Below are 16,882 nucleotides of genomic sequence, written 5' to 3'. Positions count from 1 at the left end.
GTTTTTCTTGCTCTGTCCATAAGCACAAAACTGATAATTTTTAAGCAAAAGATGTACCAATAATTTTTAAAATATGCCGTTGAATGGGCTTGTATTTAACAAGAGAGATAGAGGAGAAAATCTGAGATGGAGGTGGGAGATTTACTCTGAAATAAGGTTCGATTTGCAATCTAATAATAATTAATTTTTATTCCTATCAATAGGATAACTATTTATCTTCTATCATTGATCTTCAAAAGAAAAATATTATTTTTAAATTCTCCTATACTTAAGAAATACTATTTTCAATATCACTAATACTTAAAGTAGATGACTTTTCATGTGCATCTACTTTGCCAAATAAATGATCAAACTGAATGTGAAAATAATAGACTTATTTTAACTGTCTCAACTGATTCTTTGCCCCAGTATGGTTATAGTTGGTGGCCAGATTCTGCAGTACTCGTTTGGCCTGAACCTTGGAATTTGGAATACGGTTGGCATAGGCTGGAATACTGTTTAAACAGCGTGCCACTAACATGCCGGATTCGGTATAGACACGTGTTCCTTCTGTACCCTGTAATTTGCCATAGTTATAGGCACGCTGGGCATTATTACAGGCATTGTTCAGGTTCTTACCGCTATTGATATCACGGCGTGCAGCTACATACAATTTCATCTGTTGCTGTTGTGGCGTTTCGATACTAGTTGTCCGAGCGGCAGGAACAGCAACCACTGCCGGTTCAACAGCAGGTATTTTTAGCTCTTTCTTATCAGCTTCTTTTTTATCTAATTCCTTTTTCTCATCTTTGACTGAGGTTTTGGCTGCATTCTTTTCAGCAATTTTATTAGACTTAGTTGTAACCTTATGGCCCTGATAGAAATGACGCGCTTCAGCTGAGCTTTGAAGTTTGCTCAAGATCCGGACTACACGGGTAGTATTATTCTTATCTGGCTGACGTTCAGAAATCGGCTCAATAGAAACAATCCAATTTTGCCCTTGGGGCATCGTACATTGATAGGCACCAATACCCTGAGTGACATAACGGTTTTTGTTTAAACGGTTCTTCTGGGCAGAATCTTTTACTGAAGCCAATTGGCTCTTATACAGTAGAGAAAACTTGCCGCCCCGTTCATGACAGTACTGGCTTAAAGTGGTTCGTGGATAGAGGGATTGTGGCTCTAAATGCTGCTTGGATTTTTCCCATGAATAAACATATTCTTTTGCCGAACCGTCAGCCTGATTCAGGTTTCTTTTAACGATCAGTTCTTGAGGACTTGCATAAGGATGCTGCATATCTGATTTCATTTGCTGAATACTGTTACAGCCAGCCAGACTTGCTACACATATTGTTGGAATTATTAATTTTAGCTTCACTGCTTATCTCCCCCAGGCCTCTATAACATATAGCAAATGTGCTAAAACAACAATCTCAACAGATTGATAAATATAAAAATATAGCGAGACCTATCACTAAAAATAGGAAATAGAATGCCTAATCCATCTAGCTTATAGCCGGATAAATTGATCGAATTAACATTCTCCAAGCCAGTAAATACGCTGGATTATTCGCCAATTAGAAGATAGAGCAGTAGAAAAAAAGATATAAAAAAACCGAAGAAACAGATCAGTTCTCCGGTTACTCATTCAACAAAAATTAGAGATATTATTATCATGTATGATAACGGCAATTATGCTCTCTATCGCTGTCTGAATGAGATTATAATTTGAATAATTTCCTTTACGTACACTAATTTTTTTTATACGCCATATTATTGGAAATTAAACACCACCCTGGCTGGCTTTTAAAATTGTCGATGAATATAAGAAAAAATTAATCGAGATGGGATTCAAATGCTTTCAAACGTTTATAGATGGAGAGCAATTCAATAATCGTAGGCCAAGATAAAATCAAATACTGGAAAGATTCACGAACCTTACCGAAAACATTCAGGATCTGCATCATCAAACCGAGTGTAATCGCACCCGCGGCAATACTTGGAAACAAAATAAATAATCCGTAAATATTATCCAATTGCAAATACCAGATGCGGACCATATTGAAATAGGCATAGTGGAAATACAGCCGGAAATAATTCTTACGTACCCGGCTAAACAGTTCTTGCAAGGTAAGCGGGTGAGCACGATCGGCATAATCTTCACCATAAACCAGCTCTTTACGATAAGCCGCTTCTACTTTCTGATTATTGAATTCCAGTCCAGGGAGTTTCATCCCGACAATCATTAAAATCACGGTACCCAGAACTGCCCATCCGATCGACGCCCACATTAATGCATGCGGTATTTCACCGACAATCGGCAGTACTTTTACATGACTAGATAACTCATACAGAATTGGCAGGAATGCCATTAATAGCATCAGAGATTCGATGAGCGAGACACTGAGCTGTTCCGTAGTTTTGGCAAAGCGCATAGTATCTTCCTGAATACGCTGTGAAGCCCCTTCAATATGACGTAACTTTTCCCAATGCGCCGTATAGTAATTATTCATCGCCGTACGCCAGCGGAATACATAATGACTGACAAAGAACAGGTTAAATACCGCCAGCGTGACATAGACCATGGCAATATAAATAAAGGTCAATGCACCTTGATATAATAGGCTGACATCTCCGCCCCCTTGGGTGAGCATATTCTGGATCTGATCATAGAACGGGCTATACCATTCATTTAATACGACATTAACCTGCACCCCAAACCAGATATTGAACAGGATAAAAGCCGAGCCCCACACAGACCAGCGCTGCCAAGGATGTTTCGTTTTAAAGTACCAGAAGGTCGCGAATATCGCGGTACTCACAAAAAACCAGAGATAGAACCAGAGAAATTTTGGCGCCCAGAAGCGGCTGATTCCTATCGGCATTTTAAGATCATGATAACCTTCAGTCATACCCAAATAGACACCCCAGCCTGATCCACCACTATGCCAAAGGCCAAGATTGATCAGAAACCACAGTACCAGACTACTAAAGAACCACACTGGTTGTGGAAAAAATGACTTAAACATTGGGGCTTAATTCTCCTTATAGATGTACGGGTCATCCAAATGACGCACAGTTTATTCTTATTTTCAGACTTTCAACGAACTGCAGCATAAATTTGCAATTCAATGTAAAAAATTACATACAAACACAAAATCGCTAAAGCCGAATTAATATCAGATTATATGATTCTTGCTTTAATACTAGCGCATAACGTACGCAATATAATGGAGGAGATCATGACTGGCCTGTCAAAAAGTGACAAGTAGATTTTGCGTTAGATTGACTATTTGGTACCGTTTGTCTTTTTCTCTTCTTTTCGTCGGTAAATAGACTGAAAATATTCAAGTTTAAGAAACACAAATCGTTTGAAAATTAAATCTTAATCTTTAGCCCTTTAATTTACTGACTTAAGCGCTTTTTAAGAAAAATTGACCGACTTGTTGACTTATGTCTCGGTTTTTCAAAAATTAGTTAAATTTGCAAAAATCATGTTAAGATTAAAAAACAGCGAAGTATCAATATTTGGGAATAAAAATATGGAAAGTTCTGTGATTGAATTACTTAAGCCAGTGACCTTGGAAAAGGAAAACTGTCACCCGATTATTTTTGAAGCTGGTACTGTTTTAAAAGTTGTGATGCAAACGCCTACTAGTCTTTTGGTCAGTAATGATGATGACTTTAACTTTACTATTCCATTGAAAGATGAGAACGATGTCTGGAGAGAGCTATAAGCGATCTGCTCTCCTCTTTATGGGGTTATGTCTACCTAGTCTCTTCAATGATATAACCCTAACTCTTCTTTGTAGCACCAAGATTTTATAATTTATCCTTCCTTTCAAAATTGGCTCTAATAAAAAATTAATAGGCTGCGCTATATTCCTATTTTATATTAAATGTGTTTTTTAATATTTCTAATTTAATGCCTATTATTTAATAGAAAGCTGATAAATTAATTTTTAAAAAATATAAATCAAAACCATTTTTTACATTAAATAATCAAAATAATCTTATTTATAGCACTCAAAATTACTCAATCACTTAATATGCACAACCTTAAATATCATTATTAATATATTAAAAATCACTGAAAAATTATTTTACAAATATATAAAGAATATCAACCTTTTCTGCTGAATATTTCCAAATTTTACAAAGTAACTTTACATGTCAAAAGTGTTTCTTTTCTGCGCCTAAAGCCATTTAAAAAAATAGAATATGTTATAAAACCAATTAGATTAAAAATCACACAGTTTAACTCTAAATTTTAATCTATTTTATATCATGCACTTAGGTGGATTTATGTCAGGCATACATAGGGAACAAGATTTAGAAGATTCATCTAGCTCATCTTTTTATATATCGCCAAAGATGATTTTAAATGATTGCAACCTGAATATGGACACAGATCAGGTTGTTTTATTTCTTGATATTGACGGAACAATCTCTGAATTTCACCCAGATCCAGATAAAAGTATAATTCATCCTGAAATTATAAATATATTGGAAAATTTACAACAATATATTCAGCTGATATTAGTTACTGGTCGTTCTATTTTACAAGCTCAAAAACTTATTTACCCTTTGCAATGGAATATCGCTGGATCACATGGTCTGGAATTAATCTATCAAGCTGATTTAAAGACATTAATCTCTTTAAATCAGCCGCAGCTACAAGCCCTAAAACAGTATATTCAGGAACAGGCAGCTCAAATCCCTGATCTGCGTATTGAGGTCAAAGATTATTCTGTTGCGCTACATTTTCGTGAACATCCTCAACTAGAAGATCATGTGCATGCTTTTGCGCTGGAATGTCTCAACCATTTTTCCGACTTTGAGTTAAAAGCTGGCAAGTATGTTTTTGAGCTGGTGCCCAAAGGCGCTAATAAAGGTTCAGCGATTCAACAGATTATTCAGCAATACCATCTCACTGATCATTATCCCATGTTTATTGGCGATGACCTCACCGATGAAGCCGGATTCAAGGTCATTAATGCCCTGCACGGCTGCTCAATCAAAGTAGGTTCTGGCCAGACCTTAGCACGGTACAGACTGGAAAACGTCTCTCAAGTTCAGACCTTCATGAAAGAATTTTTAAATGTAATTGAAGTACAAGAACAAAAATGATTGGAGAAATCACATGTCTAAACTCATTGTGTTATCAAACCGTGTGAATCTACCTAACCCAGAAAGTACGAAGGCTGGTGGATTGGCTGTTGCATTGCAGGATGCATTGCAAGATATAGGCGGTATCTGGGTTGGATGGAATGGCTCCAGAGTTGACCAGAACAAGGAACAGAAATTTCAGATTCTGAAACATCAGAATGTGGAATATCATACCAGTGCACTAAGCGAAGCCCAGTACCAAGGTTATTATTGTGGTTTTTCTAATAATGCTCTATGGCCATTAATGCATGACCAGCATCAACGTGTTGAATATCAGCCGCAGGATTTTAAAACCTATAAAGATGTCAATTTGCGTTTTGCCAAACACCTGAAACAGGTGGCTTCACCGCATGACATCATCTGGATTCATGATTATCATTTTCTGAGTGTTGCGCATTACTGCCGTAAACTAGGCATGCGTAACCGGATTGGGTTCTTCTTGCATATTCCTTTCCCGGAACTGAAACTTTGGCAAACGCTACCTCCTTATCAGGAACTGGCTCGACATCTGGCAGATTTTGATGTCATCGGTCTGCAAACTCCACGCTATCAGGCCAATTGTATTGATTTCCTGGAACAGGTATTAAATATCCAGCATCGCAATGATGAAATCCTGAGTTATCAGTCTAAACGGATTTATGTGAAGGCTTATCCAATCGGTGTACACCCGGCGCAGATTCAGAAGCAGGCTGCTGAGAGTCAAGTCACTGACCTGCCCTTTGATCTGGATAAAGCACATGCTCATAAGACCATCATTTCGGTTGACCGGATTGATTACAGTAAAGGGCTACTGGAGAAAATTCATGCATTCCAGGAGTTGCTGGATGAACAACCTGAATTTAAAAATCAGTTCCAGCAATTGCAGATTGCCTGCCCATGCCGACTGGATGTTAACAGCTATAAAAAACTCTATGAACAGTTCCAGGCTGCAGTGCAGAATTTAAACCATCAGCATGGCAATGCAAACTGGCTGCCTTTTGACTGTAGCTATGACACTTTGGGCCATGAAGCCCTAATGCAGCTCTACCGTAAGGCGGATATTTGCTGGGTGAATTCAATCCGTGACGGGATGAATCTGGTCGCCAAAGAATATATTGCTGCGCAAGATCCATTAGATCCAGGGGTATTGATTCTATCTAAATATGCCGGGGCTGCCGAGCAAATGAAAGAAGCTTTGCTGGTCGATCCTTATGATCAGGACAGTATGGCCAAAGCCTTGAAAAGAGCCTTGCGTATGCCGAAGTCGGAACGTTTGGAACGTTATCGCTATTTACAGCAAGGCTTGAAGAATTTCGATATCATTCGCTGGCGTGATCAGTTCCTGTCGGACCTGAAAAAATCACAAAGCCTGCGAATTTATCGACCAGTGGCCAAAGGCATCTCAACCCAGTTCAATATGCATGCCTAAGATCTAGAAACCTATAAAAAAAACACCAGCTTTATGCTGGTGTTTTGTGGTCTAGGCCGGCAATAAGACCTTCTGCTTTTTCTGATTCTTTATGACCGGCAGTCAGATGGTTCAAGATTACAATACTCATTAAAGCACCTGCAATGACTGTAAACACTAAACGCAAGCCAATAATTTCACTACCGAAACCTACCAGCGCTGGTCCGATCAATGAACCGGTATAAGCAAATACCGATACATAGGATAATGCTACATGTGAAGCCATAGATTTTTGACGACCTGCACGAGAGAACATTAACGGAACGATGTTAGCACTACCTAGACCCAAGATCGCATAACCGGTTAAAACGACTTGCCATACTGGTGCAAAGATCACCATGAATAAGCCTGCTGCAGCCAGTAATGCACTTAATAAGATAGTGGTTTTTTCACCCAAGCTTTGAATGATCAGATGACCGCTAAAACGTCCAAGTACCATTAAGCCAGCAAAGAAACTATAAGCCAAACCGGTATGCGCTGCAGGTACGTTAAACTGAGTTGCCAGATAAATACCGCTCCAGTCCATCGCTGCACCTTCAGACAGGAAGGATACAAAGCAGATCAGGCCAATACCTAAAATTGCGAATGTTGGTAGCGCTTTTTTCGCAGGTTTTGCTGTAGTTGTATTAGTTTCTTCTGTAGTTGATGACTGACCACCTAAGCAGAATGGAATTGCCAGTATCGCAATCGCAAGCAACATCACACTTACGACCAGTGCGCCAGTTAAAGGTGCCAGACCAAATCCCATTAACGTGGTCATGCCCAATACACCAACCAGACCACCCAAGCTACATACGCCATGGAAACCCGACATCAAGCTTTTATCCATGAGTTTTTCAATCTGGGCAGCCTGAATATTTACGGTTACCCCCAAAGCACCAGCACTGGCGCCAAAGAAAAACAGGGTAATTGCCATCATCAAGCTGGTAGGACTAATCGCTAGCGCTGGCAAGATGAACAGAAATGCAGCCAGAATAACAGCCAGTACTGCACGGCAGCCAAACTTGCTTGCCATACGACCTGCCAACGGCATAGCCAGCATTGAGCCAACTCCGGCACATAGCAAAAGCAAACCAAAGTCAGCATGGTTCAGCAATAAGCGCTGCTGCGCATAAGGAATTAATGGCGCCCAGGCAGCTGTACTAAAACCTAGACTAAAAAAACACAGTGCAGTGGCGATTTTCTGCCAGAGATACGGTGATGGAGACTGAAGACGAGAAATTAGCTGTGAATTTAACATTGTCATTCCAAAAGAAAGAGCTCAGGCATCCATTACCGATCATCCATAGAAAAACCCCGCGGACTTATAGCTGAAAAATATAAGTAGCAGGGCTTAATTTGTGTGAATTATAAACAGAATTTTTCTAAATGAAATAGCTTTTAGAGATGAATTTTTAAATTTTTTACAAGTAATTGATTGTATAAAATTTATAATTTTATAGTTTTATTTGTATACGCTGATCGGTTTTTTCATTGCTTCCTGTAACTCAAGCTTTTGTAAAAAACAGGCGAAACCTTCAGCAACTTTTGACCGTAGACGGCTACTGGTTGTTACCCTTAATTGATTGGACCAGGTAATGTTGACTCCTGCCTGTTGTAAACGGCGAACAAAGTCGACATCTTCATGACAATCTAACTGGTTAAATCCATCAAAATCATTATATATACTTGTTTTAAAACATAAATTTGCACCATGAATATGCCGATGACCCATTTTATCCTGATAGTGGCCTAAATATTTCAGTCGGGCTTCCAGACTTAAATTTTTCCATTCATCGACATCAACGACTCCACAAATTGCATCAGTGGGTTGGTGCTGCCACATGGCTTTGAACCAGTCCTCCTGAACACATGAATCCGCATCGGTACAACAGATCCAGTCGCATCCTTGTTTAATTACTTTTTGAATTCCTAAATGACGGGTCTTACCTACCGAACGAAAGTCACAACTGATGACTTCTACCCCCAGTTGCATCGCTTTGATCGCAGTTTGATCGGTACAACTGTCTAAGACAACTAAAATCTTAATCTCGGGAATATTTCCTGATGAACCAAGGTATTGATAAAATTCAAATTGTGCTTTTTTTAAGGCCAGCAGGCAGCGTTCTATATAAGCTTCTTCATTACAAGCAGGAATGACCACGCCAATTTTATTCATTTAAGGCCCTCTTGCTCTGCCACAGACTGTGGACTGTTCATCCAAACATCAATCAGAAAATCAGGTTCCTGGAGTTGTGAACATTTTTTATAAGGCAAGTGAGCATTTAGATGATCGTGAATATCATCACCAGTAAAACTAAAACCTGAAATCGGTGCCCGCCAGTGACAAGCCAGAATACAGCCATCTGTATCAAGAGCGTGCTGCAGCCAGTGGGTCAATTTCTCTAAAGCGGCTTGATCCAGATAATATAAAACTTCACTCAGCACAATTAGCTGGAATTTACGCTCTGGCAAGTCTTCCGGGACAACGCCCTGGACAAAACTTACATGAGAATAATCTTGCAGACGTTGTTGCGCCAACCGGATCGCTGTCGTATTAGCATCCAGACAGATGAGTTCTCCAGTATGTGGAGCTAGTTCCTGACTTAGCATGCCATTACTGCAACCGATTTCTATGGCAGATTCAAAATGCAGTTTGGGCAAGAGCGCTTTACAAATTTGACGTTTACGCTGTTCATACCAGCGCTGTTCATAATGCCATGGATCTCCTTGGTTCAGGGCATACAGAGCATCAAAATAGGCATGATCATAGGTTGATTTACTGTTCATACAGATAAACCTCCCATGGCTGTAAAACACGCTCTAATGCATGCTCAGGGACAATCGGTGCCTGTTCTGTCGTCGGATCATTCTCAATCTGACTTTTGAAACATCGTGCAGCTCGGGCTTTACATTTTAATTCTTCATCTGTCAGCCTGAGTTTGTGTGCAACCGTCCACGGAATTCGGGTATCTCCTGGTGTGGCCCAGTGCCACGCCCAGATTAAAACTTGAATATATGGTAACTGTAGCTCAGTGGCGAGTTGCTGGACGACCTGCCCGGTTATTTCATGATCTGGATGCCCATCATGAACAAAAGTCGTGACCAATACATCATTAGGCTGTAAATATGAATACAATTGCTGTTTGAGCAAATCTCGCTGCTCAGCCACTTTTCCATCCTGAATATCCAAAGCAATCCGAAGAACTGGCTGTTCTAAGGACAATTCTTCCAGAGCCTGACGCGTTTCTGCTGGACGAATCTGGTTCAATTCTTCTGGCGTATACAGGCTCGAACTGGGATGGCTGGCCGTACCATTAGTCACTGCAAACAGTACAATTTTATAGCCGAGTTTATCCAGGCGTTGCATCAATCCGCCACATCCCAGAATTTCATCATCCGGATGCGGTGCCACAATACAGACTCTGGCATCTGCAGAAATTACACTGGAAATATCAAATTCTGGCATCTGTTGCAGTATTTCACAGTTACGCCATTCATCCACCCGTGTCCCTTCCCCATGGATCACACGGTCTTCAACAATGTCATGTTTTAAAGTGCCCATAGTTCTTCCTCCTGTGCGCTTAGTTCTCCAATACGCTCAAGATCAAAAGCAGCATGGCTTTGACGGATAAATACCGGCAGATCTGCTGCGAGCTGGGCAAAATAAGAATTGGTACAATAAGGCGATGCGCCAAGCGCTTTTCCAACCTGGTTGAGCACATTTAATGCAGTAGCTTCAACCTGCGCACGCAAAGCCTGAATCTGAAGTTGATGAGGAAATTTAGGTTGCTGGTCAATCAATTCTGCAACCCGATAGAACAAAGCCTGAGTAGCTAAAAGATCACGGCTGATTTCACCCAGATACATGGCTTTATACATATGTGGTTTTCTTAACTGTTCCTGCTGCAGATATTCAGCAAGAGCTACTGTCGCACCATACCAGCAAGCAGCAACGCCTGCTGCTCCATGCCAGAATCCTACCCGATCCAGATAAGCATGTGGATCAGCGACTTTTTTGACAGGGACCTGATTAAATTCCAGTTGTGCTGTTGACGTATACTGCATCCCTACAGCTTGCCAGACAGTATGATCATGCTGAATACCGGTCAGCTGCATATCTACAATCAATAACTGAGAGCGATTTTGTTCATCCCGATACGTCAGTAAGCCTGACTCTACCCAGCTAGAAGCGGAACACCAGGTCTTGATGCCAGTCAGCTTGCCTTCATCCAGCTGCAATGGCTGAGGCCCACCTTCTGCTGCCCAGACTGCCCAGAGCTGATGAGGATTTGCCGGAATATTTAATTCATGCAGAATTGCGAGTGCATCCAGATGCGACTCAAATATTTTGCCCAGACTTAAATTGGTTGCCGAGATCTGGCTTAAAATTTGCCAGCGTTTTAAAGTTTCCCCTGATGCAGGAAAAGGAACCTGATCCGAAAGTTGCACCAGTTCCTTCAAAGTCGTTTGAATATTTTCTTTAGGTTCTAATGATGAATTTTTAAATCTTTCTAATATTGAACTGAGGTCCATAAAAGTGCTTCCTCAAAAATATCGATATTGTGGTCATTTGATGAAAGCCAGTTAAGGAAAAAGTCTTTTCATCTGTTTTAAACGGGTCATTAGTCCTAGTACCTTACGGCGTGCCATAATTTCTTCTTCACTAAAAGGTAATTGTTCTCTGAGTTGACTCATCGATAAATGGTTATGTTCGATCAGATAGATATCCTGCTCCCTGCTCCATTGCGCATTTTGCATCTGTGCCAGTAATTTTTTAGGATCTGGTCTCGCCATAAACTTTTTATCCCTTGAAATAGAGAATAGAAGCCGAAGCTTCTATTCTCATGGTATTTATGCAGGAATAGTTTCTGAGATCAATTCACGCGCCCAAACCCGGTGATTCATGATCAAGGTCTTGAAGCTATCTTGCACAGTATCGAATTGAGAATTTGCTAAAGTACCTTCATCACTGATCAGTTTTAGATCTTCAATCAGCTGACCTTTATCTCCCAGTAAGACAATCGGTTTCAGATGCTTATAAGCCTCAAGCAGATAGTGGGTCGCAATACCATCTTTCAGCACCATGTCATAGTTATCGCCATCGACAATGACTACAGCATCATAGGCAATCGAAGGTTCAGCCTTCTGCATACCATCAGATGGGATCACTGTACCTTGCTGGCTCAGAACTGGTCCTGGACGAGGTGTTAACACATCAGCCACAGCGCTTTCTGATTCAGCCCAAGCCTGTACAGCTTTGATACTGGCTTCATTGGCTTTATCATGTGCCAGAATCGCAATTTTACGTGCCTTAATATCGGCAGGTTTAAACGCTTCAAAAGACAGACGCTTAGAAATCAGAACATCAGGCAGTTTTGCAGCTTTTTTCTCAGCTGGGATTTCAATACCCAATTGATCCGCGACCTGTTGAGCCAGCGTCAAGTCAATATTGCACAGCACTTCGAGAACTTCACGTTCACGGATATTTTGGCGTTGTACTTTACTCAGTTCGAAGACATAGGCATCAATAATATGCTTCTGCTCATGCGGTGCCTGGCTTTGATAGAATAAACGGGCATGAGTGAAGTGATCATTAAAAGACTCACTACGCTGGCGGATTTTATGACCGTCAATACGCTCCTGATAACTTTCGAAACCACCTGCCTGAGTCGCACCTGGCGCTTCAGCCGGCCAGTTGTCATCAATCGAGTTTGGTTCGTAGTTGGCCTGTCCGGTGTGAATAAGACGTTGATGCAGACCATCACGCTGGTTGTTATGGAATGGGCAAACCGGCTTATTGATTGGAATCTGATGGAAGTTTGGACCACCCAAGCGGCTTAATTGAGTATCGGTATAAGAGAACAGTCGTGCCTGTAGTAGCGGGTCGTTGGTAAAGTCAATGCCTGGTACGACATGACCTGGACAAAAAGCAACCTGCTCAGTTTCACCGAAGAAATAATCAACATTACGGTTCAACACCATACGACCAATTGGAGTCACTGGAACCAGTTCTTCCGGAATGATTTTGGTTGCATCCAGCAAGTCAAAATCAAATTTCATCTCATCTTCTTCAGGAACGATCTGTACGCCTAATTCCCATTCCGGGTAATTACCGGAAGCAATCGCTTCATACAGGTCACGACGATGGAAATCCGGATCCTTACCTGCCAGTTTTTGCGCTTCATCCCATACCAGTTGTGTCAGACCTTGTTTAGGCGTCCAGTGGAACTTCACAAAGACAGCTTTATTTTCAGCATTAATCAAACGGAAAGTATGCACCCCAAAACCTTGAATCGAGCGTAAATTACGTGGAATAGCACGATCTGACATTGCCCACATCACCGCATGTGCAGATTCAGGCACAAGAGAAACAAAGTCCCAGAAAGTATCATGTGCTGATGCGCCTGATGGAATTTCGGTTTGTGGTTCAGGCTTTAACGCATGGACAAAATCAGGGAACTTGATGCCATCCTGAATAAAGAATACTGGCGCATCGTTGGCCACCAGGTCAAAGTTACCTTCATCCGTATAAAACTTGGTCGCAAAACCACGAATATCACGTACCGTATCTGCTGAACCGCGAGGACCTTGTACTGTAGAGAATCGAACAAAGACTGGAGTCTGGGCACCGGTATTGGTTAGAAACCCGGCTTTAGTCCATTTTTCATTGCCTGGATAAGCTTCAAAAAAACCATGTGCTCCAACACCGCGTGCATGCACAATTCGCTCTGGAATACGCTCATGGTCAAAATGGGTAATCTTTTCACGAAGAATAAAATCCTCCATTAAAGTTGCCCCACGAACGCCCGCTTTTAGACTGTTCTGGTTATCCGAAATCTTGACACCTTGGTTGGTAGTCAGTGTCTGTTCGGCTGAGTCGCTACGGTATACATCAAGCTGCTCACTTTTTTTATTGGTATTCTGCTTATCTAAACCATTTTTACCTGTGGCTGGACTGTTCGCCTTAATTTTCATGACATTTTCCTTGCTGATCTTGAGTTTAGTGAAGTCTTTTTTTACCTATCTCAAATTCGCTTGAGTTTTATTCAACATCTTGCCGTTTTTACAGAAAAATAAAGTTCCACTTTTATCTGTATATAGTGAGCTGTTGCTGAGTATGAAAATCTTTTTATTGATTTCGTCTGTATCCCTAACATAACGAGATTTGACGAATACATTGCTGAGTCTTTGTAGTGGCTTGTTTAATAAAGGCACAGTTCTGTTATTTTTCTTAACTACACAGTTTTTTTTACCGAGTAACGATCACAAAGTTCGAAAAATTTAAAGCTGATAGTTTTTACTAAAAGATAAAATCATGAAATAAAGGCTTAATCATCTAAAAATGAAAACAAGTTTTTAAAAAACTGATCCAGACATTTGAGTTTTATAAGGCAAAATTAATTTCTTTATACAGTTACAATCCTGTCACCAGGCTATACAGAACGCCTAAACTTATATCTTTGCCCGTCCTATAAACTATATAACTCAGAAGTACTTAAATTATTTCTACATCTAAATAGTGGCAAAAATCTATTTCATATAAAAGGTCATGCTGCCAAGATTTCCTATCTTTTCAGCCATGACTGGCAAACTTCTATTTTAAAAGATATCTCTCTACAAAATTGTTAAGGAGTAAAACATGGGCTCTTCAGAAAAAAATGCTAAAGCTATGAAAATTGATATTGGTATTTCTTACGAAGACCGTGCCAAAATCGTCGAAGGTCTATCTAAATTATTGGCAGACAGCTATACCCTCTATTTAATGACCCACAACTTTCACTGGAATGTCACCGGACCACAGTTCAATAGTCTGCACAGCATGTTTATGACCCAATATACCGAACAGTGGAATGCTCTTGATCTGATTGCAGAACGTATCCGGGCCTTAGGCTTTGCCGCACCCGGCACTTACCAGCAATTTGTTAAGCTGACTGCTATTAAAGAAGTAGAAGGTGTACCAGATGCCCAAGAAATGCTGCGTTTACTAGTAAATGCTCATGAAACAGTAGCGCGTACTGCGCGCAATCTTTTTGAAGTTGTTGATGAAGTCAATGATCAGCCGACTGCAGATTTAATCACGCAACGTCTTGATGTGCATGAAAAAACAGCCTGGATGTTAAGAAGTACTTTAGAGTAATTAATTTTTCTCATTGAGAAAACAACTGTAAAATCAGAAAATTAGCTTTTTCTAAAATAAATAAGTGCTCAAATTTAAGTCATATCCTTTTGAGCACTTATTTATTCCACCTTTCACTCTATGATTAAAGCTTTGAAGAATAAATATTTATCATTTTAAAAATCATTCTTGAATAAATAAATCTTTATTTACTCTCTATTTAATTATATTAGCTTAGATAGATAATTTGGCTTTTAAATAAAAATTTCTTATACTATAAAAATATAATTTTTACTGAATCAGTATTTCATTATTTTTTTTGATCTCAGTCTCTTATCCATATCTTTTAAATATATTCAATAAATGGACCAAACCATTTCTGCTTACAAAATAAGCAATAGATTAAGCTTCAAAAATGCTTACAAACTGAATCTTATTCATCTAAAATAGAGAACTACATCACACAATATAATTATTGAAATATATTGTATACATTTTGTATTTCTGAAAGATTCAGGGGATTAAGTTATGAGTGTTCAAAAGTTGCTCATTTCACTCAAACTTAATTTACGTAAATTGATTTTAATCCTTTTACTTGTAAGCCTGGTGATTCTTTTTTCAATTACATTGATTGTGAGCAATGTAATTCACCGACAACAACTGATTAATAATTCTCTTGCAACTAATTATGAGTATGCAGCTAAAGTTGCTTCTATTTCTGATTTATATTTTAAAAATATATTTAATGACCTAAGCCTCAGTACCAATATTATTAAGAATGACTTTCATAATGAGCAATTATTAAAATCTGAATTAAGCAGATTAATGCAACAGTCTAATTCTTTTAGCAGTGTTTTGATCAGCGATGCAGATGGCCATGTCATCGAGTATGCGCCTGAAACCTTGAAATTAGATAAAGTTGCGATTATCCGGTCTTTGGGCTTTAGCAAATCACTCGAATCAAAGAAGCCTTATATTTCCTCACCCTATTATTCATTAAAAGGTAATCTGGTCGTCCTGGTTAGTTTTCCCATCTTTGATCAGAATAATAAATACCAAGGCTTTATTGCAGGGTTTATCTATTTACATGAAGAATCCTTATTAAAGACACTTTTAAGCGAAAATTATGGTTATAAAAATAGCTACTTATATGTTTTTGATAAAGAACATAAAATTATTTATCATCCAGAAAGAGAGAGAATTGGAAAAATATTCCAACACAATACCGGTTTAGCTTATATGGAGTCTCATAGCTCAGGAAAAATAAAATTAAACAACGATATGGGAGTTAGCGAACTAGCAAGTTTTGCAAAAATTCCTACGACTAACTGGACCGTGGTGTTTCAGCAGCCTACAGAAGATTTATTCGCCCAAGCCCGTCTTCTTGCCTACAAAGTGATTGGCACAATTTTTGTTATCTATATTATTATCTTTTTAATCATCTGGCGTATTTCAAAATTTATTACCTCTCCATTAAATGATCTTGCCAAAATGGCAAGTCATTTGAATGATCCAGGTATCACTGAAAAGATTAATCATATTAAGCCTTGGTATTTTGAAGTTTTTAAATTCAAGAAGTCCCTATTATCTAGTGTAAACGTTTTTAATCAGGAGATTGAAGAACTTAAACAGGATACTTTAACCGATCCTTTAACCGGCTTTTATAATCGTCGTGGCTTTGAACTATTTTTAAATGATTTAATTAGCAATAAAACTTATTTTGCTGTGGTGGTTTTGGATATTGACTATTTCAAGAAAATCAATGATCGTCATGGGCATGATATGGGTGATGTGGTATTAACCAAAGTTGCCGGATTTATTCGGGAAAGTTTTCGCGAACAGGATATTTGCTGTCGCGTTGGTGGTGAAGAATTTATTATTCTTGCGCCAGTCAAAGAGATTTCACAAGCCTCTAAAGTTGCTGAAAGATTAAGACATAAACTGGCATCGACTTATTTACTTGAAGTTGGTGTAGTGACTGCCTCACTCGGTATTGCACACTGGCCTTTAACTTCTTCCGATATTAAAGAAGTTTTAAAACAAGCAGATACGAATTTATATCAAGCTAAACATTTAGGGAGAAATCGTGTGGTGACAGGTGAAAAAAGTGCCTAGTAATAATATTTTTATACAGTTATTAAGTAGATAATTTAAATATATTATTTTGTTATTGTGTTATGGGGTTTAGA

At 39.2% G+C, this 16,882-nt stretch carries 14 protein-coding genes; 5 read left to right on the top strand and 9 right to left on the bottom strand.

Annotated features, from left to right (window positions below; all coding sequences use genetic code 11):
• Positions 1–373 precede the first annotated feature (373 nt).
• Both AC4MBN_RS03630 and sbmA read right to left on the bottom strand, forming a co-directional pair.
• Entirely contained in the window at positions 374–1,357 is a 984-nt protein-coding gene (locus tag AC4MBN_RS03630) for a hypothetical protein (protein ID WP_419363162.1), read from the bottom strand.
• Between the two features lie 457 nt (positions 1,358–1,814).
• Entirely contained in the window at positions 1,815–3,008 is a 1,194-nt protein-coding gene (gene sbmA / locus AC4MBN_RS03625) for a peptide antibiotic transporter SbmA (RefSeq protein WP_419363160.1), read from the bottom strand.
• Between the two features lie 513 nt (positions 3,009–3,521).
• Between sbmA and AC4MBN_RS03620 the strand changes: the two genes are divergently transcribed.
• The 3 genes from AC4MBN_RS03620 (at position 3,522) to AC4MBN_RS03610 (ending at position 6,556) form a co-directional block, all read left to right on the top strand.
• Complete coding sequence (locus tag AC4MBN_RS03620) at positions 3,522–3,716, top strand: hypothetical protein (RefSeq protein WP_004783113.1); 195 nt, start codon at positions 3,522–3,524, stop codon at positions 3,714–3,716.
• 568 nt (positions 3,717–4,284) lie between these two features.
• On the top strand, positions 4,285–5,109 hold the full coding sequence (gene otsB, locus AC4MBN_RS03615; RefSeq protein ID WP_491880685.1) for a trehalose-phosphatase: 825 nt from the start codon (positions 4,285–4,287) through the stop codon (positions 5,107–5,109).
• A gap of 13 nt (positions 5,110–5,122) precedes the next feature.
• A complete protein-coding gene (locus AC4MBN_RS03610; protein ID WP_491880684.1) occupies positions 5,123–6,556 on the top strand; it encodes an alpha,alpha-trehalose-phosphate synthase (UDP-forming) in 1,434 nt (477 codons plus the stop codon).
• A 31-nt stretch (positions 6,557–6,587) separates the two neighbouring features.
• Here AC4MBN_RS03610 and AC4MBN_RS03605 read toward each other — a convergent pair whose 3' ends face one another.
• The 7 genes from AC4MBN_RS03605 to katE all read right to left on the bottom strand — a co-directional run bounded on the left by AC4MBN_RS03605 (position 6,588) and on the right by katE (position 13,552).
• Positions 6,588–7,835 (bottom strand): MFS transporter, encoded by a 1,248-nt coding sequence (locus AC4MBN_RS03605; protein ID WP_491880683.1) that lies wholly within the window; start codon positions 7,833–7,835, stop codon positions 6,588–6,590.
• A 204-nt stretch (positions 7,836–8,039) separates the two neighbouring features.
• A complete protein-coding gene (locus tag AC4MBN_RS03600) occupies positions 8,040–8,753 on the bottom strand; it encodes a glycosyltransferase family 2 protein (RefSeq protein WP_491880682.1) in 714 nt (237 codons plus the stop codon).
• The gene (locus tag AC4MBN_RS03595) at positions 8,750–9,364 is read right to left on the bottom strand and encodes a class I SAM-dependent DNA methyltransferase (protein ID WP_419374322.1); all 615 of its coding nucleotides are present in this window, start codon (positions 9,362–9,364) and stop codon (positions 8,750–8,752) included. The genes AC4MBN_RS03600 and AC4MBN_RS03595 overlap by 4 nt, the downstream gene beginning before the upstream one ends.
• A complete protein-coding gene (locus AC4MBN_RS03590; protein WP_491880681.1) occupies positions 9,354–10,139 on the bottom strand; it encodes a PIG-L deacetylase family protein in 786 nt (261 codons plus the stop codon). Before AC4MBN_RS03590 ends, AC4MBN_RS03595 begins: the two co-directional genes overlap by 11 nt.
• Positions 10,127–11,110, bottom strand: a complete 984-nt coding sequence (locus AC4MBN_RS03585) for an acyl-CoA dehydrogenase (protein WP_419363145.1) — start codon at positions 11,108–11,110, stop codon at positions 10,127–10,129. Before AC4MBN_RS03585 ends, AC4MBN_RS03590 begins: the two co-directional genes overlap by 13 nt.
• A 51-nt stretch (positions 11,111–11,161) precedes the next feature.
• A complete protein-coding gene (locus tag AC4MBN_RS03580) occupies positions 11,162–11,371 on the bottom strand; it encodes a hypothetical protein (RefSeq protein WP_419363143.1) in 210 nt (69 codons plus the stop codon).
• A 57-nt stretch (positions 11,372–11,428) separates the two neighbouring features.
• Positions 11,429–13,552, bottom strand: a complete 2,124-nt coding sequence (katE, locus tag AC4MBN_RS03575) for a catalase HPII (RefSeq protein WP_491880680.1) — start codon at positions 13,550–13,552, stop codon at positions 11,429–11,431.
• Positions 13,553–14,216: 664 nt separating this feature from the next.
• Between katE and AC4MBN_RS03570 the strand changes: the two genes are divergently transcribed.
• Together AC4MBN_RS03570 and AC4MBN_RS03565 are read left to right on the top strand one after the other, a co-directional pair.
• Positions 14,217–14,714, top strand: a complete 498-nt coding sequence (locus tag AC4MBN_RS03570) for a Dps family protein (protein ID WP_004783133.1) — start codon at positions 14,217–14,219, stop codon at positions 14,712–14,714.
• 507 nt (positions 14,715–15,221) lie between these two features.
• Positions 15,222–16,808, top strand: a complete 1,587-nt coding sequence (locus AC4MBN_RS03565; protein ID WP_491880679.1) for a sensor domain-containing diguanylate cyclase — start codon at positions 15,222–15,224, stop codon at positions 16,806–16,808.
• Positions 16,809–16,882: the final 74 nt, after the last annotated feature.

It is taken from the genome of Acinetobacter sp. CAU_H_60 (assembly GCF_058599385.1).
The sequence above is the reverse complement of the archived record's forward strand: the minus strand, read 5'-3'. Positions and strand labels throughout refer to the sequence as shown.